Annotated in this window: 25 protein-coding genes and 1 other RNA gene; 21 read left to right on the plus strand and 5 right to left on the minus strand. The window is 51.8% G+C overall.

All coding sequences use genetic code 11. The features are described from left to right. Nucleotides 1-94: 94 nt before the first annotated feature. Nucleotides 95-544 carry a Z-ring associated protein ZapG gene (gene zapG, locus ACVA58_RS18110; RefSeq protein ID WP_446511774.1) on the minus strand — a complete coding sequence of 150 codons (450 nt, stop codon included), beginning with the start codon at nt 542-544 and terminating at the stop codon, nt 95-97. A gap of 243 nt (nt 545-787) precedes the next feature. On the opposite strand from zapG, the gene zapE reads away from it, so the two are divergent. The 8 genes from zapE to sspB all read left to right on the plus strand — a co-directional run bounded on the left by zapE (nt 788) and on the right by sspB (nt 7,247). Beyond that, nucleotides 788-1,885, plus strand: a complete 1,098-nt coding sequence (gene zapE / locus ACVA58_RS18115; protein WP_446511775.1) for a cell division protein ZapE — start codon at nt 788-790, stop codon at nt 1,883-1,885. Nucleotides 1,886-2,168: 283 nt separating this feature from the next. Beyond that, entirely contained in the window at nt 2,169-2,597 is a 429-nt protein-coding gene (gene rplM / locus ACVA58_RS18120; RefSeq protein WP_107300019.1) for a 50S ribosomal protein L13, read from the plus strand. 15 nt (nt 2,598-2,612) lie between these two features. After that, entirely contained in the window at nt 2,613-3,005 is a 393-nt protein-coding gene (rpsI, locus tag ACVA58_RS18125; RefSeq protein ID WP_107350045.1) for a 30S ribosomal protein S9, read from the plus strand. A gap of 431 nt (nt 3,006-3,436) precedes the next feature. Next, a complete protein-coding gene (gene petA, locus ACVA58_RS18130; RefSeq protein ID WP_255040785.1) occupies nt 3,437-4,027 on the plus strand; it encodes a ubiquinol-cytochrome c reductase iron-sulfur subunit in 591 nt (196 codons plus the stop codon). Beyond that, on the plus strand, nt 4,027-5,292 hold the full coding sequence (locus ACVA58_RS18135) for a cytochrome b (RefSeq protein WP_446511776.1): 1,266 nt from the start codon (nt 4,027-4,029) through the stop codon (nt 5,290-5,292). Before petA ends, ACVA58_RS18135 begins: the two co-directional genes overlap by 1 nt. Beyond that, a complete protein-coding gene (locus ACVA58_RS18140) occupies nt 5,289-6,026 on the plus strand; it encodes a cytochrome c1 (protein WP_446511777.1) in 738 nt (245 codons plus the stop codon). The genes ACVA58_RS18135 and ACVA58_RS18140 overlap by 4 nt, the downstream gene beginning before the upstream one ends. A gap of 85 nt (nt 6,027-6,111) precedes the next feature. Further along, complete coding sequence (sspA, locus tag ACVA58_RS18145; protein WP_428655332.1) at nt 6,112-6,750, plus strand: stringent starvation protein SspA; 639 nt, start codon at nt 6,112-6,114, stop codon at nt 6,748-6,750. Nucleotides 6,751-6,752: 2 nt separating this feature from the next. Next, nucleotides 6,753-7,247 carry a ClpXP protease specificity-enhancing factor gene (sspB, locus tag ACVA58_RS18150; RefSeq protein WP_446511836.1) on the plus strand — a complete coding sequence of 165 codons (495 nt, stop codon included), beginning with the start codon at nt 6,753-6,755 and terminating at the stop codon, nt 7,245-7,247. Between the two features lie 90 nt (nt 7,248-7,337). Here sspB and ACVA58_RS18155 read toward each other — a convergent pair whose 3' ends face one another. From ACVA58_RS18155 to ACVA58_RS18170, 4 genes are read right to left on the minus strand one after another with little or no spacing between them, the layout of a single operon-like run. After that, the gene (locus ACVA58_RS18155) at nt 7,338-7,877 is read right to left on the minus strand and encodes a BON domain-containing protein (protein WP_446511778.1); all 540 of its coding nucleotides are present in this window, start codon (nt 7,875-7,877) and stop codon (nt 7,338-7,340) included. Between the two features lie 20 nt (nt 7,878-7,897). After that, nucleotides 7,898-8,488, minus strand: coding sequence for a phosphoheptose isomerase (locus tag ACVA58_RS18160; protein ID WP_446511779.1), 591 nt, complete (start codon nt 8,486-8,488; stop codon nt 7,898-7,900). A gap of 3 nt (nt 8,489-8,491) precedes the next feature. Then, nucleotides 8,492-8,860 carry a YraN family protein gene (locus tag ACVA58_RS18165; protein WP_446511780.1) on the minus strand — a complete coding sequence of 123 codons (369 nt, stop codon included), beginning with the start codon at nt 8,858-8,860 and terminating at the stop codon, nt 8,492-8,494. Continuing rightward, complete coding sequence (locus tag ACVA58_RS18170; protein WP_446511781.1) at nt 8,844-10,670, minus strand: penicillin-binding protein activator; 1,827 nt, start codon at nt 10,668-10,670, stop codon at nt 8,844-8,846. Before ACVA58_RS18170 ends, ACVA58_RS18165 begins: the two co-directional genes overlap by 17 nt. 61 nt (nt 10,671-10,731) lie before the next feature. Between ACVA58_RS18170 and rsmI the strand changes: the two genes are divergently transcribed. The 13 genes from rsmI to ACVA58_RS18235 all read left to right on the plus strand — a co-directional run bounded on the left by rsmI (nt 10,732) and on the right by ACVA58_RS18235 (nt 25,542). Then, on the plus strand, nt 10,732-11,592 hold the full coding sequence (gene rsmI / locus ACVA58_RS18175) for a 16S rRNA (cytidine(1402)-2'-O)-methyltransferase (RefSeq protein ID WP_446511782.1): 861 nt from the start codon (nt 10,732-10,734) through the stop codon (nt 11,590-11,592). A gap of 133 nt (nt 11,593-11,725) precedes the next feature. Further along, nucleotides 11,726-12,115: RNase P RNA component class A (gene rnpB, locus ACVA58_RS18180), an RNA gene on the plus strand. Nucleotides 12,116-12,389: 274 nt separating this feature from the next. After that, complete coding sequence (rsmH, locus tag ACVA58_RS18185) at nt 12,390-13,337, plus strand: 16S rRNA (cytosine(1402)-N(4))-methyltransferase RsmH (protein ID WP_446511783.1); 948 nt, start codon at nt 12,390-12,392, stop codon at nt 13,335-13,337. Beyond that, entirely contained in the window at nt 13,334-13,654 is a 321-nt protein-coding gene (gene ftsL / locus ACVA58_RS18190) for a cell division protein FtsL (RefSeq protein ID WP_446511784.1), read from the plus strand. The genes rsmH and ftsL overlap by 4 nt, the downstream gene beginning before the upstream one ends. Further along, the gene (ftsI, locus tag ACVA58_RS18195) at nt 13,654-15,432 is read left to right on the plus strand and encodes a peptidoglycan glycosyltransferase FtsI (RefSeq protein WP_446511785.1); all 1,779 of its coding nucleotides are present in this window, start codon (nt 13,654-13,656) and stop codon (nt 15,430-15,432) included. The genes ftsL and ftsI overlap by 1 nt, the downstream gene beginning before the upstream one ends. Continuing rightward, complete coding sequence (gene murE, locus ACVA58_RS18200) at nt 15,419-16,930, plus strand: UDP-N-acetylmuramoyl-L-alanyl-D-glutamate--2,6-diaminopimelate ligase (RefSeq protein WP_446511786.1); 1,512 nt, start codon at nt 15,419-15,421, stop codon at nt 16,928-16,930. The genes ftsI and murE overlap by 14 nt, the downstream gene beginning before the upstream one ends. Further along, on the plus strand, nt 16,927-18,315 hold the full coding sequence (gene murF / locus ACVA58_RS18205; protein ID WP_446511787.1) for a UDP-N-acetylmuramoyl-tripeptide--D-alanyl-D-alanine ligase: 1,389 nt from the start codon (nt 16,927-16,929) through the stop codon (nt 18,313-18,315). Before murE ends, murF begins: the two co-directional genes overlap by 4 nt. After that, nucleotides 18,315-19,397, plus strand: coding sequence for a phospho-N-acetylmuramoyl-pentapeptide-transferase (gene mraY / locus ACVA58_RS18210; RefSeq protein WP_446511788.1), 1,083 nt, complete (start codon nt 18,315-18,317; stop codon nt 19,395-19,397). The genes murF and mraY overlap by 1 nt, the downstream gene beginning before the upstream one ends. 1 nt (nt 19,398) lies before the next feature. Further along, nucleotides 19,399-20,814 carry a UDP-N-acetylmuramoyl-L-alanine--D-glutamate ligase gene (gene murD, locus ACVA58_RS18215; RefSeq protein WP_446511789.1) on the plus strand — a complete coding sequence of 472 codons (1,416 nt, stop codon included), beginning with the start codon at nt 19,399-19,401 and terminating at the stop codon, nt 20,812-20,814. Next, on the plus strand, nt 20,814-22,022 hold the full coding sequence (ftsW, locus tag ACVA58_RS18220; RefSeq protein ID WP_446511790.1) for a cell division protein FtsW: 1,209 nt from the start codon (nt 20,814-20,816) through the stop codon (nt 22,020-22,022). Before murD ends, ftsW begins: the two co-directional genes overlap by 1 nt. After that, nucleotides 22,009-23,082 (plus strand): undecaprenyldiphospho-muramoylpentapeptide beta-N-acetylglucosaminyltransferase, encoded by a 1,074-nt coding sequence (gene murG / locus ACVA58_RS18225; protein WP_446511791.1) that lies wholly within the window; start codon nt 22,009-22,011, stop codon nt 23,080-23,082. Before ftsW ends, murG begins: the two co-directional genes overlap by 14 nt. A gap of 14 nt (nt 23,083-23,096) precedes the next feature. Then, on the plus strand, nt 23,097-24,557 hold the full coding sequence (gene murC, locus ACVA58_RS18230) for a UDP-N-acetylmuramate--L-alanine ligase (RefSeq protein WP_446511792.1): 1,461 nt from the start codon (nt 23,097-23,099) through the stop codon (nt 24,555-24,557). 217 nt (nt 24,558-24,774) lie between these two features. After that, complete coding sequence (locus ACVA58_RS18235; protein WP_446511793.1) at nt 24,775-25,542, plus strand: cell division protein FtsQ/DivIB; 768 nt, start codon at nt 24,775-24,777, stop codon at nt 25,540-25,542.

Consider the following 25,542-nt stretch of genomic DNA (forward strand, 5'->3'; position numbering starts at 1 on the left):
TTTTCAAGTCCAAGCGCAGGCACACTTCCTAGTGTGTTGATATACCTGCTTTATCTCAGACTTGAAAACCGGTGTTTAGTTCCTAAGAATTTTCTTAGCTCGCCTTTGACTCTTCAGTTTCAGGCTTCTTCTCTTCGGCAACAGGTTCTGGTTTTTGGTCTTTTAGCAGGCCTGTTGCACCATTGGCATAATCGCGAGGTTGTTCGTCCTGAGCCTCTTGGGTGTCTTTCACCGCTTCCAGTGTACTGATGCGGCGGGCAAATGGATTATCTTGCTCCGGTAGGTTCGGCATCAGCTCGGTCGATGTTTTCGCCATGTGCTCGTAAAGCTTGCTGTAGTCTTTGGCGATGTTATCCAGTAGGTCTGAGCTCTGAGCGAAATGGTCAACCAGCTCCTGACGGAATTGCTCGAGTTCGTATTTTGACTTATCCAGCTCTTTTTTCAGTTCTTTTTGCTGTTTCAAGCCTTTATTGTTTAGCCGCGTGGCAAAGGCACCAACAATGGCACCGGCAATGAAAATTAGCAGCGCATAAATCCAAGCCATGAAAAACTCCTTTTGCTCTTTTATAGGGACAGGGGGGATAACGACACCGTGGGGCAGGCGGACCTGCGGGGGGAAACGGTGAACGCTTATCATCATCCCTGTTGTATAACACCGAGATTTAATTGGTGCTGAATAGATCACCAACTTCATCTGCTCATCAACTTGTCTAGATACTATACATGTACATGAAGCAGCATGGTACTATCTCGCATACGGAGAATGACGGTTGTAGGCATAGCAAGGATGACCCCACAGCAAAAATACCAGCACGACCTTGAACGTAACGATTTCGTTGCCGATCCGGCTCAGGCGATGGCCGTAGGCTACCTCGATGACCTCTATCATCGGCTTCAGGCCCCAAGGGTTGTCCCCGAAAGAAGCTGGGCTGCTCGCTTGATGCGCCGTCCGGCCGAGCCTGCAGCACCGGTAAAAGGGCTCTATTTCTGGGGCGGAGTAGGGCGCGGGAAGACCTATCTGGTCGATACGTTTTTTGAATGCCTACCTACCGAGCGCAAGATGCGAGTCCATTTCCATCGTTTCATGCACCGCGTTCATCAAGAAATGAAACAGCTGGAACTGCAGTCGGATCCGCTGGAAGTGGTCGCTGAACGGTTTTGTGCTGAAACCGATATCATTTGCTTTGATGAGTTTTTTGTCTCAGATATTACCGATGCGATGATCCTCGGGACTTTGTTCGAAGCGTTGTTCCGTCGGGGCATCACGTTGGTGGCAACGTCGAATATTCCACCCGATGAGCTTTATCGTAACGGCTTACAGCGGGCTCGCTTCCTTCCTGCTATCGAACTTATCAATACCCACTGCGAGGTGGTGAATGTGGACTCCGGCATCGATTACCGTTTGAGAACGCTTGAGCAGGCTGAAATATACCACTTTCCGCTAGACGAGCAGGCTGAACACAATATGCTGCATTATTTCGAACAGTTGGCTGCTGGCGAGCACCGCACTGGGGGGACGATTGAGGTCAATAATCGTGCTTTGCCGATCCTGCATGAAGGGGAAGGGGTGATCCATTTTGATTTTTCCACCCTGTGCCAAACGGCCCGAAGTCAGAGTGACTACATGGAGCTATCGCAGCTCTATCATACCGTCCTGTTGTCAGGGGTGATCCAGATGGCGGAGGACAACAGCGATGCCGCCCGCCGTTTTATCGCCCTTGTCGATGAATTTTATGAACGCAACGTTAAATTAATCATTTCTGCTGAAGTGGACTTAGCGCAGCTGTATCAGGGCGAACGATTGGCTTTTGAGTTCAAGCGTTGTTGCTCGCGACTTATCGAAATGCAGAGCCATGACTATTTGGCCTGCGCACATATTCCATGATGCCGTTGAGGTGAGGTGGGTCATCGTAGTAAAAAAGGTCTCAAATAGCGGTGGATAATCTGTAGTTTCGGGCCTTAACCCCGCAAAGTGAAAAAATCGTAATTTTTTTTCAAAAAAAGGTGATTTTTTCTCCACCCTTCCCTATAATCTTGCGACCCACCGTACCTGTAACGGCAAAAGCCGGGAGTGCCAACTACTCGAAGGGGTTATGACTGGGGCTCTGTACAGAGGGAGCATACTGCTCCTGTAAAGTGAAACTATTTAATTTTGGGTAAGAATTAGCATGAAAACTTTCGTTGCTAAACCAGAAACAGTAAAACGTGACTGGTATGTTGTTGACGCTGAAGGTAAAACTCTTGGTCGTCTAGCAACTGAAATCGCATCTCGTCTACGTGGTAAGCACAAGCCGGAATACACTCCGCACGTTGACACTGGTGACTACATCGTAGTTATCAACGCTGAAAAAGTTGCAGTAACTGGTGCTAAGCGCACTGACAAGATGTACCACCACCACACTGGTTACATCGGTGGTCTGAAGTCTATCAGCTTCGACAAGCTTCTTGACAAGAAACCAGAGATGATTATTGAGACTGCTGTTAAAGGCATGCTTCCTAAAGGTCCTCTAGGCCGTGCTATGTACCGTAAGCTGAAAGTTTACGCAGGTACTGAGCACAATCATGCTGCACAGCAGCCTAAAGTTCTAGACATCTAATTGGGGAAGATGACAATGGCAGAGAATCAATACTACGGCACTGGTCGCCGCAAGAGCTCAGCTGCTCGTGTTTTCATTAAACCGGGTACTGGCAACATCGTAATCAACAAGCGTAGCATCGAAGAATACTTCGGTCGCGAAACTGCTCGCATGGTTGTTCGTCAGCCACTAGAGCTAGTAGAAATGCTTGAAAAGCTTGACCTATACATCACTGTTAAAGGTGGTGGTATTACTGGTCAATCTGGTGCTATCCGTCACGGTATCACTCGTGCTCTTATGGAATACGATGAAACTCTACGTCCAGCACTACGCGCAGCGGGTTATGTAACTCGTGATGCACGTAAAGTTGAGCGTAAGAAAGTTGGTCTACGTAAAGCACGTCGTCGTCCACAGTTCTCTAAGCGTTAATTTTACGCTTCAGAATTTATTCTGGAAACTGTGTGCAAAAGCTCAACCTTCGGGTTGGGCTTTTTTATTGCCTGCATAATCTGCTCCTCTATCACATCTAAGCAACATTTCCTCCGTTCTTAGCGGTATATCCGTGCCTTTCCTTGATCCTTTTAGCAGATTAAATCAGCTATACAACAGCCGTTTGCACCATCATAAGTAACAAAAAGAACATACCTCTCACATTTGTTGCGAAAAGGTAGCTTTGTCTTGTCAAAAAGTAGGGTTTTCTTTATCATTTGGCGTGATAAGCAACAGCTTTATACCACCATTTTGGCCTTCCGGGTTGGAAGGGAGCTGTTGTTTCTTTCCGTTGAAAGTTAGCCGTAAGCTCCAGGGACGCACAAGGACATAATAATAATCCAGAGCGGGAGCACATGGGAGAATGTTGGATGAGCAATGCGCCAGTAAGTAACGGCCGACGCCGCTTCCTGACTGCGACGACTTCGGTTGTTGGAGGCTTGGGTGCAGCCGCTGTAGCCGTGCCTTTTATCAAATCATGGAACCCGAGCGCGAGAGCAAAAGCCGCGGGTGCACCAGTTGAAGTTGATATCAGCAAGTTGGAAGAAGGCCAAATGGTCCGCGTCGAGTGGCGTGGTAAACCTGTTTGGGTGGTCCGCCGTAGCGATGCTGTTTTGAAAGAATTGGGTGGCCATGATGGCCAGCTTCGTGATCCGTCTTCGGCGGAACCTCAGCAGCCCGGATATGCCCAGAATGAATTTCGTTCAGTTAAACCTGAAATCTTTTTAGCCGTAGGTATTTGTACCCACCTAGGCTGTTCACCTACCTATTTACCCAATACCTTCAGTGAGCAGGTCAATGGTATTTCGTCTGGATTTTTCTGCCCATGCCACGGGTCGAAATTTGATATGGCGGGCCGGGTTTTTGCTGGGGTGCCAGCGCCATTGAATCTGGTGGTGCCACCTCATACATTCCTGGATGATAATACCATTGTGGTTGGTCAGGACGAGGAGAATGCCTAATGGACGCATTACTTGGATGGTTTGAAAAACGCCTGCCAGTGATGAATGCCTATAAGAAGCATTTGTCAGAGTATCCGATGCCGAAGAACTTCAACTTCTGGTATATCTTTGGCTCTTTGGCCATGCTGGTGTTGGTTAACCAGATCATTACCGGGATCTGGCTGACGATGAACTACGTGCCTTCCGGCGAAGGGGCTTTTGCCTCGATTGAATACATCATGCGTGATGTTGAGTACGGATGGCTACTTCGCTACATGCACTCGACAGGGGCTTCGGCATTTTTTGTCGTGGTTTACCTGCATATGTTCCGTGGCTTGATCTACGGCTCTTACCAGAAACCCCGTGAGCTGTTGTGGCTGTTCGGGATGCTGATCTTCCTGGTGCTAATGGCTGAAGCCTTTATGGGTTACCTATTGCCATGGGGCCAGATGTCTTACTGGGGGGCACAGGTTATTATTTCCCTGTTTGGTGCCATTCCGGTGATCGGTGATGATCTGACATTGTGGATCCGTGGTGACTACGTGATCTCCGGTGCGACACTGAACCGCTTCTTCGCCCTTCATGTGATTGCGCTGCCAATCGTGCTGCTACTGCTGGTTGTACTACACATTCTTGCATTGCACGAAGTGGGCTCAAATAACCCGGACGGTATCGAAACCAAGCTACCGAAAGGCAGCAAGGGTGAGAACTATAAGACCCAGTTCCCGTTCCACTCTTACTACAGCAAGAAGTACGACATTATCGACTCCATACCTTTCCATCCTTACGGGACCGTGAAAGATATGGTGGGTGTTGCAGTGTTTGCTTTCCTATTCAGTTACGTGATCTTTTTCAACCCAGAGATGGGCGGCTATTTCCTTGAGCCACCGAACTTTGAAGCGGCTAACCCGCTGAAGACCCCTGAGCACATTGCTCCGGTTTGGTATTTCACTCCGTTCTACGCCATCTTGCGTGCGGTACCGGATAAGCTGTTGGGTGTTATTGCGATGGGAGCCTCGATTGTCGTGCTGTTCCTGCTGCCATGGCTAGATCGCTGTAAAGTGCGCTCATACCGTTACCGTAGCAAGCTGCACCTGGCCAATATCGTGCAGTTCACTATCAGTTTCGTTGCATTGGGTATTCTGGGTGCATTGCCGGCAACGCCGACGTACACCCTTTTGGCGCAGATCTTCAGCTTTGCGTATTTCATGTTCTTCGTCCTGCTGTTCTTCTATAGCAAGAATGAAGCAACTAAACCGCTACCAGAGAGGGTAACATTCAAATGAAAACGTTGATTGTAATGCTATTTGCCCTGCTACCGTCTCTGGTTATGGCGGCGGGCCCATCGGTACCGTTGGATCAAGCCAATAATGATCTGAGCGATAAGGCCTCGCTGCAGCGCGGCGCGCAGACCTTCATGAACTACTGTTTCGGCTGCCATGCGACCCAGTACCAACGCTACGAGCGGGTTGCCACCGACATCGGGATCCCGGGTGACTTGATGAGAGAGCATATGATCTTTGACCCTGAAGCCAAGATTGGTGATCTGATGGTCAATGCTATCCCGACTGAATATGCGGCGGCGTCTTTCGGTGCACCTGCACCGGACTTGACCATGGTTGCCCGAGTTCGTGGCAGTGACTGGCTATATACCTACTTGCGTTCATTCTATGCGGATCCTAGCCGTCCGTTTGGGGTGAACAACGTGGTCTTCCCAAGCGTGGGTATGCCCCATGTGCTGGAAGAGCTGCAAGGTGTGCCGAGCAAAATGTACGAATCCCGCCTGATTGACGGCGAAGAAGTACAGGTATATGTCGGTATCGAATCTGATGGAACGGGTGAGTTGAACGATGAAGAATATGATGAGGCTGTTCGTGATCTCGTCAATTTCCTCGAATATTCAGCAGAGCCAATGAAATTAGAACGCCAGCGAATGGGTTACTGGGTCATGGGCTTTATCGTGGTATTCTTTGTACTAACATTACTGTTGAAGAAAGAATATTGGCGTGATGTCCACTGATCAGGTAATCTAGTGGGTTAGAATCTCGCAATGGGGGCCGATGCCCCCGTTGCTTTTTGTGTATTAAAGTATTCTGGAGGGGTTAATGGCTGTTGCTGCCAATAAACGCTCGGTGATGACTCTGTATTCTGATGCTTCTGACATCTACAGCCATCAGGTGCGTATCGTACTAGCAGAAAAAGGTGTAAGCGTTGAAATCGAGTTGGTTGATCCAAACAACCTGCCTGAAGATTTGCTTGACCTAAACCCGTACAACTCTGTGCCGACCTTGGTTGACCGTGAGCTTGCACTTTACCAAGCAAGTATCATTATGGAGTATCTGGATGAGCGTTTCCCTCATCCTCCATTGATGCCTGTTTACCCTGTTGCTCGTGGTAACAGCCGTTTGATGATGTACCGTATCGAACGTAACTGGTACACACTGGCTGAAAAAGTGAATAAAGGTACGGCTGACGAAGCTGATAAAGCGCGTAAGCAGCTGCGTGAAGAGCTGATGGCTCTTGCCCCTGTATTTGCTGAGTTCCCATACTTCATGAGCGAAGAGTTCAGCTTGGTTGACTGTTACCTGGCACCGCTGTTGTGGCGTCTGCCTGAAATGGGTATCGAGCTGACTGGCGCTGGCGCCAAAGAAGTTAAAAACTACATGACCCGCGTATTCGAACGTGATTCATTCTTGGCCTCATTGACTGAAGCAGAGCGCGAAATGCGTTTGGCTGGCAACTAATGATGGACATCGATAACATGACACCGCGTCGACCGTATTTGCTGCGCGCTTTCTATGATTGGCTGGTAGATAACGATTTGACCCCACACTTGGTGGTTGATGCAACCCTACCGGGTGTCAAGGTTCCGATGGAATTCGTCAGTGATGGGCAGATTGTCCTGAACGTTGCCCCGCGTGCGGTTGGTAATTTGGAGCTGGGTAATGAGGCTATCAGCTTCAGTGCTCGCTTCAGTGGCCGTCCTCATACGGTGATTGTCCCGCTTTATGCCGCGATGGCTATCTATGCTCGTGAGAACGGTGCTGGCACTATGTTCGAGCCAGAACCGGCCTATGCGACAGATATGACTGACATTGAAGACGTGGCAGATATTGTTGAAGACCAATCTCAGGAAGCGCTTGCGCCTGTTGAGGCGGTGACTGAAGCCGTATCTGAATCTGAACCTGATGATGAGCCACCGCGCCCTCGTGGCCGTCCAAGCCTTCGCGTGGTGAAATAATCACGCCGTAAACGTGGTGAAGTCAACGCATAAAAAAACGCAGCTATCGCTGCGTTTTTCTTTTCTGGGTCTATTCTTCCGACGCTAACCCTAGTCTTCAGGGTATTCAAATACCTTAACCACTTTCTTTACGCCAGACACATTGCGGGCGATATCGGCGGCAACGTTACCTTGATCACGACTGACATAGCCGAGCAGGAACACCTCCTGACCTTCAGTGATCACCTTGATCGTCGCATCCCGCAACTGTTTGCTTCCGATGAGTTGGGCTTTAACTTTGGTGGTCACCCAGCTGTCTTTGCTCACTTCACCCATCTGGGGCAATGGACGGATCTGGAGCTGGTTATACACCGTATTAACGTTTTTTAGTTCACGGACCTGCTGTTCGAGCTGGTGGCTGTAGGTCTGCTCGGTAGCCTGGCCGACCAGCAGAACTTTGCCTGCTACAGCAATAGCATTGACCCGGGCATGCTGTCGATAAGGAGGCTTATTGGCAAGACCGCCGACTTCCATCTCGATTTCTTGATCATGCCATTGCTGTGTGACCGAGCGGTTGTCTGCCGGGTCTAAAGCCGCACATGCCTGCAAGCCAAATGCCAGTAGGAGGACTAAAAGAGAACGCCAGTTCATGGTTACCTTCCTTGTTGAACTTATCCTTCGTGATGAGGGAATAAAACCTTGTCGATCAGATCACACAGGCAGTGGACCACCAACAGTTGTCCTTCCTGGATTCGTGCTGTGCGTTGTGACGGAATACGGATTTCGACATCTTGGATGCCAAGCAGTCCCGCCATTTCGCCACCGTCCTTGCCGGTAAGAGCGATGATGGTCATATCACGGGTCAAAGCCGCTTCCATCGCCTTGATGATATTTTTGCTGTTGCCGCTGGTCGATAGCACGAACAGGATATCGCCTGTCTGGCCTAGAGCTCTGACTTGCTTGGAGAAAATCTCATCGTGATGATAGTCGTTCGCCACTGCCGTTAGAGTGGTGGTATCAGCTGTCAGGGACAGGGCTGGCAGGCTTGGACGCTCGGTTTCGAAGCGATTTATCAGGCAGGAAGCAAAATGCTGCGAGTGTGCAGCCGAACCACCATTACCGCAGCAGAGGATTTTGTTGCCGTTGAGCAGGCTTTGCACCATGACCTGGGCTGCCTGAGAAATAGCGTCTGGCAGGGCCTCGGCGGCGGCAATCTGGGTTTGGATGCTTTCAGTGAAACTTTCTTTGATGCTCTCTAGCATGGATTAACCTTCTACTAGGGTGTTGGTAAACCATTCGATCTGTGGAGGTGTGCCTTCGAGCGATACCACATCAAACCGAAACTCTGTGTGTTCAATGGCGAAGCCATTTTTCTTTAGCCAAAACAAAGCTGCACGCTTAACGCGTTGCTGTTTGCGCCAGTTTACCGCTTCTGCGGCCGAACCGTAATGGTTGTTTTTGCGGAATTTAACTTCGACGAAGACCCAGCACTGTTTATGGCGCATGATAAGGTCTATTTCGCCGCTGCGGCATTGGAAGTTACGGGTGTGGGATTGCAGGCCATGGCGGCAGAGATACTGCTCGGCCATGGCCTCGTAGGTTTGCCCTTGCTGACGCTTATTGAGCGGGCTCAATACCGTTCCCGGTATAGATGGCCCAGCTTAGCTTACGCTGGATCACACACTGGTCATCCAGGCTGAGCTGGCCGGTATTGCCCTGGGTCGTATAGTTATCGACCACACGCATCTGTGGCAGCTCGGACACCATTTTGTAGGCATCCATCCCGAAGGCGTGAAGGCGAACATCGGTATTCTTGCTATCCGGCCACAATTCTTCATAACGGTTCATGAAATTGTGGTTGGCGTCGATAAGCAACGGGATATCGCTAAACTCGATACCGCGGATTTCTGATGTGTTGGCATCACGATCCGGGTAGCTGCGTGAGCTGGCGTACAGTTTCGGCTGCGAGGCATCCGGGTTGATGGCCACTTCGATAAACGGCTTGAGCAGGGTCAGTTCGTTGACATTGGCGATCAGGTACACCGCGTCGGTATCACGGCGGCTCCGTGGTTCGGCTTCGAGCTCCATTCCCAGCACCTGTTGCATCTGTTTGATGCGGGCTTGGCTATCGGTCAGGCCGAATACTGCGGCAATTTCCTGCTGGATCTGCTTGCGAGAGCTGAACTGGCGGGTTGCAGGTGTATTGCCGGTCAGTTGCTGCCATTGTTCGATAAAGGCATTGCTGACACGTCCACCAAAACTGTTGCCCGGTGCCAGTACCATCGGGTATTGGTGACCCTTGGCAAAGAGGTGACGAGCAGCCTGTTCGGCTTCCTGTTCAGGTGAGAGCGAGAAGTAACAGGCATTATCCTGGGTTAGCTGACTTGGATCCGGTTCATTGAGAGCTAGCAGGGCAATATTGCTGCTGTTGGAGCGCTGGAATTCGGTAATCTTGTTTTTGCGCAGGGGACCGATCACCATCTCGACGCCGCTTTGCTCGAGCTTGGCCATAATCGTCGCCATACTTTCGGCTTCCGTATCGTAGACGGTCAGCTCAGTTTGGGCCTCACGGCCGGTGTCGTCGAGCATGGCATTGATAAAGCCATCGCGGACTGCTTTGCCCGATTGCTCGAAGCGGCCGGTTAACGGCAATAGCAGAGCAACATTATCGAGCTGGGCAATCTCCAGCGACATAATGCTATCCAGATCGGTTGGCAGATATTGGTTCGCTGGATGGTAAGGGTTGCTGGCGAGCCAGTCTTCAACCATGCCCTTGAGCTTTGCTGGGCGCTGAGAGTAGGTGTTTTTCAATACCGCCAGCTGGATCCAGCCACGCAGAACCTCTTCGTCACCAGCGAGGGTAACGGATTGCAGCTGGTTATTGCTGTAGTTGGACAAATCTTGCCACAGGTTCTGCCAGTTCGCGGCTTTCTGGTCATTATTCAGATACTGATCCAGAGCGGTACGCGAGCGGGCAGCGTTAAGTGGCTGGTTGGTCTGACGGTAAAGCTCAGCACGCAGCATGTGGTAGCGCAGGTACTGGCTGTCGGCCAGTGTCCACCACGGCTGGAAGTTGAGTGAATCAAGTGCAGCTTTAGGCTGGCCTTGCTGGTAGCGCAGGGTCGCCCGTGCCAATTGCCATTCTGCCATCTGCAGCGGATCCATGTTCATCCGGCTTAGACGGGTAGCAAGTTGTTCAGCTTGGCTCCACTGGCCTTCCTTGATCAGCGCTTTGAGCGCCAGGATATTCCAGTTGATGCTCTCGGCACCTTCACTTGACTCGGCTTTGATCAGATAATTGGCTGCGCTATCAGTAGCGGCAGCTGTAATATCGGTGGCCACGACAGGCTGGTTAGAGGTACTACAGCTTGCCAAAAGCACGGCAAGGGCTACAGGGGCTAACAGTCGTGATACACTTTTACGCTTATGGGTAAAATTGAGCATTGAATTCATTCAACTGTGACAAATTACTCTCTATATTAATTGCAGATGAGATCTTAGACAAATGAGTGAGACCAATTCATGCACGGTAGATGTCGCAACTTTGTACATCGTACCTACTCCAATCGGTAATTTGGCGGACATTACGCAGCGTGCATTGGACGTATTGGCAAATGTCGATCTGATTGCCGCCGAGGATACGCGACATACATCGCGCCTTCTGACCCATTTTTCGATCTCGACCCGCACCTTTGCGCTTCACGATCACAATGAACAGCAAAAAGCTGATTATTTGATCGAAAAACTTCAGGCCGGTACCAGTATCGCACTTGTGTCCGATGCCGGTACGCCGCTGATCAGTGATCCAGGATACCATCTTGTCAATCGTTGTCGTCAGGCGGGTGTTAAAGTTGTCCCGCTTCCGGGTCCTTGTGCTGTTATTACCGCGCTTAGCGGTGCAGGCTTGCCGTCTGACCGCTTCAGCTTTGAAGGCTTCCTGCCACCCAAAAGCAAGGGGCGTCGTGACCGCTTCCAGGATCTGGCTGATGACGAGCGAACGATGATTTTCTATGAATCGCCGCACCGTATTACGGACTCTTTGGCTGATATGTTGGCTGTGCTGGGCCCGGAGCGTCAGGTCGTCTTGGCTCGTGAGTTGACCAAAACCTTCGAGACAATTCACGGCGCCCCGCTGGGTGAGCTGATTGACTGGCTTGGTGAAGACAGCAACCGTACCCGCGGTGAAATGGTATTGTTAGTGGCCGGCCATCGTGCCGAGAAAGAAGATTTGCCGGCAGATGCTCTTCGCACTCTAGGCCTATTGGTCAAAGAGTTGCCATTGAAAAAGGCTGCGGCCCTGACGGCAGAAATCCACGGCGTGAAGAAGAACGCGCTGTACAAGTGGGGATTGGAAAACCTCGATTAATCATCGATGTTTTGGACCCTAGGTTTTCGCTCCTAGCCCCTAGGTTTCTGCTCCGGTGTATTTTTCACCGTATCTATATTTTGTAGGATTTTTCACTGGTAACTGTGAGCCAAGTCCTATACAATCGCCCGCCTGAGTTGGCCAAGGTAATCGCTGCCTCGTTGATGTCCTTTGGGATACTGACGGGGGGGAGGAAAGTCCGGGCTCCACAGGGCAGGGTGCCAGATAACGTCTGGGAGGCGCGAGCCTACGACCAGTGCAGCAGAGAGCAAACCGCCGATGGCCCATTCTTCGGAGTGGTGCACAGGTAAGGGTGAAAGGGTGCGGTAAGAGCGCACCGCGCGGCTAGTAATAGTTCGTGGCACGGTAAACTCCACCCGGAGCAAGACCAAATAGGTCCCTAATGGCGTGGCCCGCGTTGGGGACGGGTAGGTTGCTTGAGCCTGTGAGTGATTGCAGGCCTAGAGGAATGGTTACCACCGCGCAAGCGGGACAGAACCCGGCTCATCGGCCAACTCACCCCTTTAGCATAAAAGGTGATGTGAGGTCTCTTGCGAGGCTTTGCATCACCTTTTGTCGTTTTAGCCCCGCAATAATATCAAGTGATTGTAAGAATTGCGGTCCTCGGCTTGACATCTTTTTTATCAAATACGTACACTTTGCAGTGGGAATTTGCAGAAAATGCTTTTAAAACAGCGTTCTAATGCCCTAAGTTTATGAATTTCCACTGTTACTGGATTTTATGCCAGTTCGTTGATAACGGACTGTACGGTTTCACAAGAGCTGAATAAATACTTATGTCTGAACAGTTTGAGCACGTCTCAGTTTTACTTCATGAATCTGTTGATGGTTTGGCCATCAAACCAGATGGTATCTACATTGATGGGACATTTGGCCGTGGTGGACACAGTCGTCTGATCCTTTCCCAGCTAGGTGAAAACGGGCGCCTTTATAGTATTGACCGCGATCCTCAGGCGATTGCCGAAGCCCAGAAAATTAATGATCCTCGATTCAATATTATCCATGGTCCGTTTTCTGGCATGGAAAAATATATGGAAGAGCGTGACTTGATCGGCCGCGTGGATGGCGTGCTGCTGGATCTGGGGGTGTCTTCTCCGCAGTTGGACGATGCTGAACGCGGCTTTAGTTTTATGCGTGATGGGCCGCTTGATATGCGTATGGACCCGACATCAGGAATTTCGGCCGCGGATTGGCTGGCTGAGGCAGAAGCTGATGATATAGCCTGGGTACTGAAAGAGTTCGGTGAAGAGCGTTTTGCTAAGCGTATCGCCCGCGGTATTGTGGCATACCGAGAAGATCCGGAAAACGAGCCGTTGACCCGTACGACCCAGCTGGCGAAGCTGATTGCTAATGTTTCCCCGTTCAAGGACAAGCACAAGCATCCAGCCACGCGTAGCTTCCAGGCGATCCGAATTTACATCAACAGTGAGCTAGAAGAAATCGAGACAGCGCTGAAAGGGGCGGTCAGTATTCTGGCGACTGGTGGCCGTTTGTCAGTGATCAGCTTCCACTCGTTGGAAGACCGTATGGTTAAGCGTTTTATCCGCAAGCAGAGCAAAGGGCCAGATGTACCTGCAGGCTTGCCGTTGACCGAAGAGCAGATCAAGGCGCTGGGTAGTGCCGATCTTAAGCAAGTCAGCAAGGCAATCAAACCGTCGCAAAATGAAGTGAGCGGAAATACTCGCTCTCGTAGTTCTGTGCTGCGCTTGGCCGAACGCCTATGAAGCAACAACCGGAACCAACAGATAACCTGGCCCAGATGATCGGCCGGGATCTGATATCTGTCGGTCGTATTCCGATGATATTATTGGTTCTGGTGTTGGTTTCTGCACTGGGGGTGGTCTTGATCACCCACCATTCTCGGCAAATGATTGCCAAGCAGGAGCAGCTGTTGATCGAGCGGGATCAGCTCGATATCGAGTGGCGCAATCAGATCCTTGAAGAGAGCTCACTGGCCGAACATAGCCGGATTGAACGTTTAGCCGAACAGGATATGGACATGCAACGTCCATCACGTGATAGCGAAATTATTGTTAAATAATGAAAAAAACAAAACCTATCAAGCGTTCTGATAAGCAGAATCAACGTCGACAGAAAGCGCCACCGGCATTTATCCCGTGGCGCTTTGGTGTTATTTGCGCATGTATATTTTTGGCTCTGGTGGCCCTTATCGGGCGATCGGCCTATATCCAGGTCCTTGAGCCTGGCAAGCTGATCCAGGAAGGGGATCTGCGCTCGCTGAGGGTCAAGGCTCTGCCTTCTGCCCGTGGTATTATCTCCGACCGCAATGGTGAGCAGCTGGCTGTCAGTGTACCGGTTCAGGCCGTGTGGGCCGATCCGGTCCAGATCTTCAAAAATAACGGTTTGGCCCAGCCCGAGCGCTGGTATGCCCTTGCCGATGTGCTAGGTATTGATCGCCAGGGCTTGCTGACACGCATCGAGAAAAACAGCAAGCGACGCTTTATTTATCTGCAACGTCAGGTGAGCCCGGCCATGGCCGCCTATGTCGGTAAGCTCAAGCTACCCGGCATTGGCCTTAAAGACGAATCGCGTCGTTTCTATCCTGCTGGTGAAGTCAGTGCACATCTGATTGGTGTTACCGGTATTGATAGCCACGGCTTGGAAGGTGTCGAGCGAACTTATGATGGCTGGCTGACTGGAGAGCCAGGTCGCCGTACTGTGCGTAAAGATCGCTATGGCCGAGTCGTTGAAAATATCTCCCTTAAAAAACGTGAGCCGGGCAAGTCGCTCAGCCTGAGTATCGACCAGCGACTTCAGGCTGTTGCTTACCGTGCAGTGAAACAAGCGGTTGCCGATTATCAGGCAACATCAGCATCGGTGGTGATGGTTGATGTACGAACTGGTGAAATAATGGCGATGGTTAACGCCCCTTCCTACAACCCGAACAATCGCGATCAGTTGCAAAGCTTTAGGATGCGTAACCGGGTGATCACCGATGCCATGGAGCCGGGGTCGACCATCAAGCCATTTGTGGTACTGGCAGCGATGGAAAATGGCGTTGCGGATGAGAATACCGTTATCGATACCGGTAACGGGCTGATGCAAATCGGTGGTAGCCGGGTACGAGATGTCTCGCGGGTTGGCAAGGCTAACCTCGCCAGAATCCTACAAAAATCCAGTAATATCGGCGTGAGTAAGCTCTCGCTGGCGATGCCGGTCGATGCGGTGCTGGGTATGTATAGCAGCGTGGGAATGGGGGATGCCTCAGGGATCAACCTGATCGGTGAGGCGCAAGGTTTCTTCCCCGACCGCAGGCGTTGGTCTGATTTTGAACGGGCGACACTCTCCTTTGGCTACGGTATCTCGGTGACCCCAATCCAGTTAGTGCGTGCTTACGCCACTCTGGGTGCTATGGGCGTCAACCGACCGCTTTCTATTCTAAAAACCGAAGCGGTCGTACCTGGACGCCAGGTGGTTTCGGCCGAGAACACCCGCGCGTTACTCAATATGCTTGAGCTAGTTACCCACAAAGGGGGCAGTGCCCACCGAGCTGCGATACCGGGATACCGGGTCGGTGCCAAGACAGGTACGGCGAAAAAAGCCGTTGCTGGTGGCTACAGTGATGAATATGTGGCGATGACCGCTGGACTGGCACCGATCAGTAACCCAAGGCTGGCGATGGTCGTGGTGGTTAACGAACCTCAGGGCGATGCCTACTATGGGGGGGCCATTGCCGCACCGATTTTCTCCGAGGTGATGGAGAGCGCTTTACAGATTTTGAATATCCCGCCGGATGCGGGAACGCTTGAAGATTTAAATGTTGTGAACCACAGAGGCAATACCCATGCCGGAACCTAAAGTATCATACGCCGTTGGCGAATTATTATCGCCATGGCTAGAGGGCCTTTGCCTACCTGAATCACTGGCTACTGTCTCCGTTTCGGGGATGACCCTCGATAGCCGGCAGATCAAGCCTGGTGAGATGTTTGTCGCCGTTAAGGGCCACAGTGTCGATGGCCGACAGTTTATTACCAAGGCGCAGCAGGCCGGTGCGGCATTGGTGCTGGCACAAGCCGATACCGACCAGCCGTATATCGAACAAAGCAGTGAAGGTGCAGTGATTTATCTCCCTCTTCTTGGTGATTTGCTATCGGCTATTGCCAAGCGCTTTTATGGGGCACCGGATGAGAAAATTGAGGTTGTTGCTGTAACGGGCACCAACGGAAAAACCACCATCAGCCAGTTGCTGGCGCAATGGGTGATGCTGCTGGGTCAGCCAGCTGGTGTGATGGGAACGACGGGCAACGGCTTGTTAGATCAGATCCAACCTGCGACCAACACCACCGGAAGTGCGCTTGAAATTCCTTGTGTATTGGAGCAGATGGTGACTCAGGGCGCTCGCTTTGCGGCGATGGAAGTGTCTTCTCATGGCTTGGTACAGGGGCGGGTTAAAGCGCTGGCATTCAAAGCCAGTATCTTTACCAACCTAAGCCGTGATCATCTTGATTATCACGGTGATATGGCCAGCTATGCTGAGGCCAAGAAAACCCTGTTCACCGAGCATCAGTGCGGTGTGGCGGTGATTAACGCTGATGATACGGTTGGCCGTGAATGGCTAGCCGATCTACCGCATGCGGTTGCTGTTGCCATGGAGCAGAAGCACCTTGCAGGCCATACCGGCAAGCAGCTTTGGCTCGAGTCGGTTGAGTACAGTGCCCAAGGTGTGACCGTAGCCTTTGATTCAAGCTGGGGAGCCGGGCAGTTTACCGCACCGTTGGTTGGGGCGTTTAATGTCACTAACTTACTACTGTCACTGGCCACGCTGTTAGCGACAGGTCATCAGATGTCAGCGTTGCTGGCTGTTGCACCGCAATTGCAGGCCGTAACCGGGCGGATGGAAGTTTTTCAAAAGCCTGACAAACCTATGATGGTTGTTGATTATGCTCACACCCCCGATGCATTGGAAAAAGCCCTGCAGGCGCTGCGTGTGCACTGCCACGGCCAACTCTGGTGCATTTTTGGCTGTGGTGGCGACCGTGACCGTGGCAAGCGTCCGCTGATGGCGGTGGCGGCAGAAAGCTTGGCCGATCAGGTGATCCTGACCGATGACAACCCGCGCAGCGAGTCGCCAACGGCAATCATGGCGGATATGCTGGCTGGGCTGGTAAAGCCGGAACAAGCTAAAACCATTCATGATCGCCGTGAGGCATGTGAGTGGGCGCTTACCCAAGCGGCGGCCGATGATATTGTGTTGGTGGCGGGTAAAGGCCATGAGGACTATCAAATCTTGGCTGACTGTACCATTCATTACTCTGACCGTGAGACGGTCGCCGAACTGCTGGAGACAAAGGCATGATCCCGGTACAACTATCCCAATTGGCTGATGTATTGGGCGGCAAACTGGTCGGTAATGACATCACTATTTCAGCGGTATCTACCGATACCCGGAAAATCGCAGATGATACCTTGTTTATTGCCCTGATTGGCGAGCGCTTTGATGCCCATGACTTCTGCCAAAACGCCAAAGAACAAGGTGCTTCAGCCCTGTTGGTGAGCAAGCACTTACCGGTTGACCTACCTCAGCTGGTGGTTGACGATACCCACAAGGCACTTGGCATGCTCGGCGCATGGCTCAAGGCTGAAATGGAGCTGCATCACGGCTTGAAAACCGTCGCTCTGACCGGCAGCTGCGGTAAAACCACAGTGAAGGAAATGGTCGCTGCTATTTTGTCGCTCAAAGGTAAGGTGTTGGCGACTGCGGGTAACTTTAATAATGACATTGGTGTACCGCTGACCTTGCTTCGCTTAGAGCCAGAGCATGAATATGCGGTGGTTGAGCTGGGTGCCAACCATCAAAAGGAAATCTCCTACACCACTAGCTTGGTTAAGCCGCAGGTGGCGTTGATCAACAATCTGGCCGCCGCTCACCTTGAAGGGTTTGGCTCGCTGGACGGTGTGGCAAAAGCCAAAGGCGAAATCTTCGAAGGTTTGCAAGCGCGAGGTAAAGACGCCGTTGCCATTATCAACCTTGACTCTAATGCCCAGGATAAGTGGCACCAAATGCTGGAAAACCATCAGTTGCAGACGTTTTCTGCCACTCAGCCTGAAGCTGATTACCATGCGGTTGACATAAGTATTAACAGTATGGGCCGTGCTTGCTTTACAATGCGCACCCCCACAGCAACATTTCCGGTTAGTTTGACACTGGCCGGTGGCCATAATGTCGCTAATGCCCTTGCCGCCGCAGCGTTGGCAATGGCTATGGGGGCAACCCCGGAGCAGGTACAAGCCGGTTTGGGCGGTGTGGCCAATGTGAAGGGCCGTGTTGATGTTACTGAACCGTGCCCTAACTTGAGGCTGGTGGATGATACCTACAATGCCAGTGTCGCGTCGGTTAAGGCCGCTATCGACCTATTGGCTGGCTTTGAGGGGCAGCGCTGGTTCGTGTTGGGGGATATGGCCGAGCTGGGCGATGACAGTGCATTACTGCACCGAGAAGTGGCAGAGTATGCCCTTGAACGTAGCCTGGATAAGGTTATGACCTTTGGCAACGCCAGCCAAATTGTCAGTACACTGAACAACGGCCAACATTTTAACGATAAAACAGCATTGATTGAGACGCTCCAGCAGCAGCTTGATCCTTTGCTCAATGAAGATAACATCCAAGTGACAGTGCTAGCAAAAGGAGCGCGTAGCTCCCGCATGGAAGATGTGATTGTTGCACTGCAGGAACATAAATAATGATTTACTGGTTAGCTGATTTACTGGAATCGACATTTCCATTTTTTCGACTTTTTGAATACCTGACTTTCCGCGCCATCATCAGTATCTTGACTGCACTGATGATTTCGTTGTGGATGGGACCACGCCTGATCGCCCGCCTGCAGATGCTGCAGATCGGCCAGGTGGTTCGTCACGACGGCCCTGAGTCGCACTTTAGCAAACGTGGTACCCCGACAATGGGCGGGATCATGATCCTGGCAGCGATTGCGATTACCGTTTTACTGTGGGCTGATCTGAGCAACCCTTATGTCTGGGCAGTGCTTACTGTCATGTTGGGCTACGGCGCGGTTGGTTTTGTCGATGATTACCGCAAGGTAGTTCGCAAGAACACCGATGGTCTGATCGCGCGCTGGAAGTATTTCTGGCAGTCGGTGATTGCGCTGGGCGTGGCCTTTGCGCTGTATATTCATGGTCAAGATACTGTTGCTACCCAACTGGTGGTGCCATTCTTCAAGGATGTTATGCCGCAGCTTGGTTTGTTCTACATCGTCTTTACCTATTTCGTGATTGTTGGTACCAGTAATGCGGTAAACCTGACTGATGGCCTTGATGGCTTGGCAATCATGCCGACCGTCATGGTTGCGGGTGGTATGGCCTTCATTGCTTGGGCGACCGGTAACGTTAATTTTGCTAACTACCTGCATATCCCTTACCTGAAAGATGCCAGCGAACTGGTTATCGTTTGCACCGCGATTGTAGGTGCCGGTTTGGGCTTCTTGTGGTTCAACACCTACCCAGCACAAGTCTTTATGGGCGATGTTGGTTCGCTTGCTTTGGGCGGAGCACTGGGCACTATCGCGGTATTGGTTCGCCAAGAGCTGTTGTTGGTGATCATGGGCGGTGTGTTCGTGATGGAAACTGTTTCGGTGATCCTACAGGTTGGTTCATACAAGCTGCGAGGTCAGCGGATCTTCCGCATGGCACCGATACATCACCACTATGAATTGAAAGGTTGGCCGGAGCCTCGTGTGATCGTGCGTTTCTGGATCATTACCCTGATGCTGGTACTGATCGCGCTGGCGACCCTGAAGGTACGATAAGATGAAAGGCTTGGAAGGCGTAAAGCAGGTTGTGGTGATTGGGTTGGGTATGACCGGCCTGTCGGTGGTGAACCATTTGTTGAGGGCGCCTCAGCTATTGGACATCAAGGTCATTGATACCCGCGAGCACCCTCCAGGCCGAGAACAATTGCCCGCGTCTGTTGCAGTGGCCAGTGGCCAGTGGCAGATGGACTGGCTGATGGCGGCCGATTTGATTATCTCAAGCCCGGGGATCGCCTTGGCCACCCCGCAGCTGCAGCAAGCGGCTGCTGCTGGTATTGAGATCGTCGGTGATATCGAATTGTTTGCCCGTGCGGTAGACAAGCCTGTGGTGGCGATCACCGGCTCCAATGGCAAGAGTACCGTCACCAGCTTGGTTGGCGAGATGGCCAAAGAGGCCGGCATCAACGTCGGTGTCGGCGGCAATATTGGCTTTGCCGCCTTAGATATGCTGGCACAAGATCATGATCTATATGTTCTTGAGCTTTCTAGTTTCCAGCTCGAAACGACATCTAATCTATCTCTCAAAGCCGCGGCATACCTGAACTTGTCCGAAGATCATATGGACCGCTACCCGGGCGGCTTGGCGCAGTACAGCGCTGCCAAGATGCGAATCTTTGATCACGCTGAATTGGCGGTGTTCAACCGCGACGATCGGGCGACTCAGCCGGGCGGTGACAATCTAGTCTCTGAACAGGAAGCTTCTGAGTCTCAAGACTCTGAATCGAAAGCCTTCAACGGTGAGCTGGTAAGCTTTGGCCTGAATGACGGCCTGATAAACCACACCGACCGCTATGGGTTGGTGATGTGCCAAGGTGAAGAATGGCTGGCCGTGGCCGGTGAGCCTATTATGCCAAGTAACGATATCGCCTTGGTAGGGCGCCACAATGTGGCCAACAGCCTTGCCGCACTGGCGTTGGCCGATGCCGTCGGTATCGAACGCGAAGCCGCCTGTCGGGCGCTGCGCCGCTATAATGGCCTAGCCCACCGCTGTCAGCTCGTTGCCGAGCAACACGGTGTGAAGTGGGTTAATGACTCCAAGGCAACAAACTTGGCCAGTACCCTGGCTGCGCTTAACGGTTTACAGCTTAACGGCAAGCTTCACTTGTTGGTTGGCGGTGATGGTAAGGGGGCGGATTTTTCCGAGCTAGCGCCTGTCTTGGCCAGCTTAGATACCCAGTTATATTGCTTTGGCCGTGATGGTAATCAGTTTGCCCCGCTAGTCTCTCAGCCTGTAGTGGTCGAGACGATGGAGCAAGCCATGTCACAGGCTGCGCAAACAGCCTGTACCGGAGATATGATCTTGCTATCGCCGGCCTGTGCGAGCTTCGATCAATTTGCTAACTTTATGGTACGTGGTGATACGTTTGTCGAATTGGCACTATCATTACAGCACCAAGTAGGCATGGAAAGCTGATGGCGGGAGCGGTAAAGGAAGGGATGGGGCAGTTTTTTGATTGGATGACAAGGCCAGCGGCACAGAGTCCGTATGACAGACAATTGGTCTGGATTGCGTTGGCCCTGATGGTGACAGGCTTGGTGATGGTAACGTCTGCCTCGGTGCCGATTGCGACCCGTTTGACGGATATGCCGTTCTATTTTGCCCTGCGCCATGGTTTCTTCCTCTTTTGCTCACTGGTATTGGCCAGCTTTGTTTTGATGATCCCGCTTGAGAAGTGGCGTCAGTACAGCGTGCCGATGTTGATCCTCTCTATGGTTCTGCTGGTGGTGGTGCTAGGGGTCGGCCGTTCGGTCAATGGTGCATCTCGCTGGATCCCGCTGGGGATTTTCAACCTCCAGCCAGCCGAAGTGGCCAAACTTTCCTTGTTCCTCTTCATGTCTGGCTACCTGGTTCGTCAGTACGAACAGGTTCGACAGACGTTTGTCGGTTTTGCTAAACCCTTGCTGGTTTTGGCTTTACTTGGCGTGCTGTTGCTTGAACAGCCTGATCTCGGCTCATTCGTGGTGATGTTCGTGACGACGGTCGGCATGTTGTTTATTGCTGGCGCCAAACTGTGGCAGTTTATTGTGATGATCGGTTCGGCTTGCTTTGGTATTGGCCTGCTTATCGTCTTCGAGCCCTACCGCTTGCGCCGGGTGACCTCGTTTATGGATCCGTGGGAAGATCCGTTCGGTAGCGGCTACCAGTTGACTCAATCGTTGATGGCATTTGGACGCGGGGAATGGCTTGGGCAAGGTCTTGGCAACTCAATCCAGAAACTGGAATACCTGCCTGAGGCGCATACCGACTTTGTATTTGCAGTCTTGGCTGAGGAAGTTGGCCTGATCGGTGTTACGGTCGTTTTGTTGCTGATCTTCGCACTGGTCTTTAAAGCTTTGATGATTGGCCGCCGTTGCCTGCAGACAGAGCAGCTATTTGGGGGGTTCCTCGCTTTTGGCTTTGGCTTCTGGTTTGCCTTTCAGACCTTGGTTAATGTGGGGGCCGCTGCAGGAATGGTGCCGACAAAAGGCCTGACCCTGCCGTTGATCAGTTACGGTGGCTCAAGTTTATTTATTATGGCTACTGCGGTCGCTATTTTGATTCGGATTGACTTCGAGCAGCGAATCGCTGCCAAAGCGATGCCGGATCCGGAAGTAGAAGAAAATGACAATGAACAAGAATAAGCGCTTGCTAGTGATGGCGGGCGGGACCGGAGGGCATGTCTTCCCGGGGCTAGCTGTCGCCAAGCGGTTACAACAAGAAGGTTGGGACATCCGCTGGCTAGGCACTGCCGATCGTATGGAAGCCGAATTGGTGCCTAAACACGGTATTGATATTGATTTTATCAAGGTCAAAGGGTTGCGAGGCCAAGGTATTTCCCGCTTGTTGGCAGCGCCTTTCAAAATTGTCGGCGCGATTATGCAGGCAAGAAAATATATTAAGGCGTGGCAACCAGATGCCGTGCTGGGTATGGGCGGTTATGTCAGTGGCCCTGGCGGTGTTGCCGCTTGGTTGTCCGGTGTCCCAGTGATCCTGCATGAGCAAAACGCGGTGGCTGGCTTGACCAACCAATGGTTGTCCCGCATTGCAGCCCGTGTGCTGCAGGCGTTTCCCGGCGCTTTCCCGAACCGTGAGGTTGTCGGTAACCCAGTACGTCAGGACGTGGTATCACTGGCATCGCCTGCACAGCGTTTTGCTGATCGTGATGGCCCTATTCGGATATTGGTTATGGGCGGCAGCCAAGGGGCGCGGATCCTCAATCAAACCTTGCCTCAAGTTGCGGGTTTACTGGGCGATAACGTCACCGTGTTGCACCAGGCGGGTAAAGGCGCTCAGGCGCAGACTGAGCAAGATTATGCCCAATACGCCAACCAGCAAGCCAACAACTACCAAATCACAGAATTTATCGATGATGTGGCGGCAGCCTATGCCTGGGCCGACATTGTTGTTTGCCGCTCGGGTGCCCTGACGGTCTCTGAGCTATCGGCAGCTGGCCTTGGCGCCGTGTTTGTGCCTTTCATGCACAAGGATCGCCAGCAGGCATTGAATGCAGACCATCTGGTCCAGTGCGGTGCAGCGAAAATGATTGAACAGCCAGAATTGACCGTAGAGGGTCTGGCCGACACCTTACAACAATTAGATCGTGCACAGCTAGCCAAGATGGCACAGGCTGCACGTGACGCAGCGATTGTCGATGCCGACCGCCGGGTGGCGGATGTGATCAAGTCGCTGGCAAAGCAATAAGATGAGACAAAGTGATGAGTAAACTGGATAACCAACAATTAGCAAAAATTAGAACCATGGTGCCAGAGATGCGCCGCGTAGAGCGTATCCACTTTGTTGGAATTGGCGGTGCTGGCATGAGCGGTATCGCGGAAGTGCTGGTTAACGAAGGCTACCATGTCAGTGGTTCAGACTTGGCACCAAACGCGGTGACCAACCGGTTAGCAAATAAAGGAGCGGAGATCTTCTTCGGCCATGCCGCCACCAATGTCGAAGGCTCTAGTGTTGTGGTGGCTTCGACCGCTATTGACCAGAGCAACCCTGAACTGGCCGCTGCCCGCGAACTGCGTATCCCTGTGGTTCGCCGTGCGGAGATGCTGGCAGAGCTGATGCGCTACCGCCACGGTATTGCGATTGCGGGTACCCACGGTAAGACGACAACCACTGCGCTTCTTACTCAGATCTATTCTGAAGCGGGTTTGGATCCAACGTTCGTCAACGGTGGTTTGGTCAAGAGCGCAGGGACTAATGCCCGCCTTGGATCGAGCCGCTACCTGATCGCCGAAGCTGACGAGAGTGATGCATCATTCTTGCACCTGCAGCCGATGGTGTGCGTGGTGACGAATATCGAAGCTGACCACATGGATACCTATGGCGGTGATTTTGAAGTCCTGAAACAGACATTTGTCGATTTTCTTCACAACCTGCCGTTCTACGGTTTGGCGGTGATGTGCATTGATGATCCTGTCGTGCGTGAGCTACTTCCAAGAATTGGCCGTCAGGTTATCACTTATGGCTTCTCTGAAGATGCAGATGTGCGTTTGGTTGATTATGATCAGCGCGGTCAGCAGGGACATTTCTCGATACTACGTAAGGGTAAACCGGCCTTGGAAATCAAACTGAATATTCCAGGCAAGCACAACGCCCTGAATGCGACGGCTGCCGTAGCTGTTGCATCGGAAGAAGGCGTTGCCGATGAAGCGATTATTCAGGCTTTGGCTGAGTTTGAAGGAACAGGCCGACGTTTTGATCACCTCGGTGACTTTGAGACAGGTAACGGCAAAGTGATGCTGGTTGACGACTACGGCCACCACCCGAGCGAAGTGGATGTGACGATTCAGGCTGCCCGCGCAGGTTGGGAAGATAAACGTCTGGTCATGGTGTTCCAACCACACCGCTATAGCCGTACCCGTGATCTTTATGATGACTTTGCCCATGTTCTCGAGCAAGTTGATGTACTTGTCATGCTGGACGTGTATTCTGCCGGTGAAGTGCCGATTGCTGGCGCGGATGGCCGTGCTTTGTGTCGCACTATTCGTGGGCGTGGTAAATTGGATCCGATTTTTGTCCCGAATATCGATGCATTGCCGTCTGCTTTGGCCAATATTCTACAAAATGATGATTTGGTTCTGACACAGGGAGCTGGCGATGTTGGCAAAATCGCTCGTCAGTTAGCAGATATGCAACTGAATATTGAACAGATGAGCCAACAATAATTTTTGGCTGTATAAAAAATATATATTTGGCTTGTTTTTTGCTTTGATTTAAGCTTATAGCCAAGGATATGCGAGGAATCGGCTATCAGATGTTGGAGAGCTGCATCTTGCTCGCTATAATCTGTCAACTTTACGTGAAGAGCGGAAAGGGTTGAGGGAATGACTTTGCCGCTTTTGCTGGTTAGGTATCGGCTATGACATCGGGATTAAACTATTTATGGCTGATAGTGTCCTAAAAAGAATATCGTTTTCTCCTGCGGCATCATTAAACAACCGCGGGGGATTGGCTTTTTTTCTCTTTGTGATCGGGTTTGTTGTCTGGCTGTTCAGCGCGGCAATCAACTGGATGACAGATGCCAACCGGCTGCCGTTGTCACAGCTGGTGATTCAAGGTGAGTTACACTACCTCACTCCCGGCGATGTCCGGGAAGGTATTGTGCACCTTGAACAGCTTGGCAGTTTCATGACCCAAGATGTTGATGACATTCAGCATGCACTGGAGGCCATGCCCTGGGTGGCACGGGCTGCTGTGCGCAAGCAGTGGCCGGATACCCTCAAGGTATTTCTTGTCGAGCAAGATCCCGCAGCGTCTTGGAATGGCCATGACTTGGTCAACCATGACGGTGAGGTATTCGAGGCATCGCCTGATCAGGCTGGGCAATTGCTGGTGGGTTTAGCTGGACCTGAAGGGACCAGTTTAGAAGTATTGTCTGCGTTGCGCGAAATGCAACCGAGGTTACAGCACGCGGGCTTTGAAATTGCTACGCTGGCATTAAATGAACGTCGAGCTTGGCGGGTTTGGTTAACTAACGGCGTCAGGCTTGAATTAGGGCGTAAGGAGCGAATGGAGCGAATCGAACGCTTCATTGCCTTATCCCCGCAATTAGAACAGCAAGGACAGGCTATCGAGTACATAGACTTGCGCTATGATACCGGGGCTGCTGTAGGCTGGATCACAGATCCAGATAAAAGCAAAACCAAATAG

This window comes from Photobacterium sp. DNB22_13_2 (assembly GCF_052873915.1).

Excerpts from the sequence above, each read along its gene's own strand:
- zapG (WP_446511774.1), bottom strand. The coding sequence starts at position 544 with ATGGCTTGGATTTATGCGCTGCTAATTTTCATTGCCGGTGCCATTGTT.
- zapE (WP_446511775.1), top strand. The coding sequence starts at position 788 with ATGACCCCACAGCAAAAATACCAGCACGACCTTGAACGTAACGATTTC.
- rplM (WP_107300019.1), top strand. The coding sequence starts at position 2,169 with ATGAAAACTTTCGTTGCTAAACCAGAAACAGTAAAACGTGACTGGTAT.
- rpsI (WP_107350045.1), top strand. The coding sequence starts at position 2,613 with ATGGCAGAGAATCAATACTACGGCACTGGTCGCCGCAAGAGCTCAGCT.
- petA (WP_255040785.1), top strand. The coding sequence starts at position 3,437 with ATGAGCAATGCGCCAGTAAGTAACGGCCGACGCCGCTTCCTGACTGCG.
- ACVA58_RS18135 (WP_446511776.1), top strand. The coding sequence starts at position 4,027 with ATGGACGCATTACTTGGATGGTTTGAAAAACGCCTGCCAGTGATGAAT.
- ACVA58_RS18140 (WP_446511777.1), top strand. The coding sequence starts at position 5,289 with ATGAAAACGTTGATTGTAATGCTATTTGCCCTGCTACCGTCTCTGGTT.
- sspA (WP_428655332.1), top strand. The coding sequence starts at position 6,112 with ATGGCTGTTGCTGCCAATAAACGCTCGGTGATGACTCTGTATTCTGAT.
- sspB (WP_446511836.1), top strand. The coding sequence starts at position 6,753 with ATGGACATCGATAACATGACACCGCGTCGACCGTATTTGCTGCGCGCT.
- ACVA58_RS18155 (WP_446511778.1), bottom strand. The coding sequence starts at position 7,877 with ATGAACTGGCGTTCTCTTTTAGTCCTCCTACTGGCATTTGGCTTGCAG.
- ACVA58_RS18160 (WP_446511779.1), bottom strand. The coding sequence starts at position 8,488 with ATGCTAGAGAGCATCAAAGAAAGTTTCACTGAAAGCATCCAAACCCAG.
- ACVA58_RS18170 (WP_446511781.1), bottom strand. The coding sequence starts at position 10,670 with ATGCTCAATTTTACCCATAAGCGTAAAAGTGTATCACGACTGTTAGCC.
- rsmI (WP_446511782.1), top strand. The coding sequence starts at position 10,732 with ATGAGTGAGACCAATTCATGCACGGTAGATGTCGCAACTTTGTACATC.
- rsmH (WP_446511783.1), top strand. The coding sequence starts at position 12,390 with ATGTCTGAACAGTTTGAGCACGTCTCAGTTTTACTTCATGAATCTGTT.
- ftsL (WP_446511784.1), top strand. The coding sequence starts at position 13,334 with ATGAAGCAACAACCGGAACCAACAGATAACCTGGCCCAGATGATCGGC.
- ftsI (WP_446511785.1), top strand. The coding sequence starts at position 13,654 with ATGAAAAAAACAAAACCTATCAAGCGTTCTGATAAGCAGAATCAACGT.
- murE (WP_446511786.1), top strand. The coding sequence starts at position 15,419 with ATGCCGGAACCTAAAGTATCATACGCCGTTGGCGAATTATTATCGCCA.
- murF (WP_446511787.1), top strand. The coding sequence starts at position 16,927 with ATGATCCCGGTACAACTATCCCAATTGGCTGATGTATTGGGCGGCAAA.
- mraY (WP_446511788.1), top strand. The coding sequence starts at position 18,315 with ATGATTTACTGGTTAGCTGATTTACTGGAATCGACATTTCCATTTTTT.
- murD (WP_446511789.1), top strand. The coding sequence starts at position 19,399 with ATGAAAGGCTTGGAAGGCGTAAAGCAGGTTGTGGTGATTGGGTTGGGT.
- ftsW (WP_446511790.1), top strand. The coding sequence starts at position 20,814 with ATGGCGGGAGCGGTAAAGGAAGGGATGGGGCAGTTTTTTGATTGGATG.
- murG (WP_446511791.1), top strand. The coding sequence starts at position 22,009 with ATGAACAAGAATAAGCGCTTGCTAGTGATGGCGGGCGGGACCGGAGGG.
- murC (WP_446511792.1), top strand. The coding sequence starts at position 23,097 with ATGAGTAAACTGGATAACCAACAATTAGCAAAAATTAGAACCATGGTG.
- ACVA58_RS18235 (WP_446511793.1), top strand. The coding sequence starts at position 24,775 with ATGGCTGATAGTGTCCTAAAAAGAATATCGTTTTCTCCTGCGGCATCA.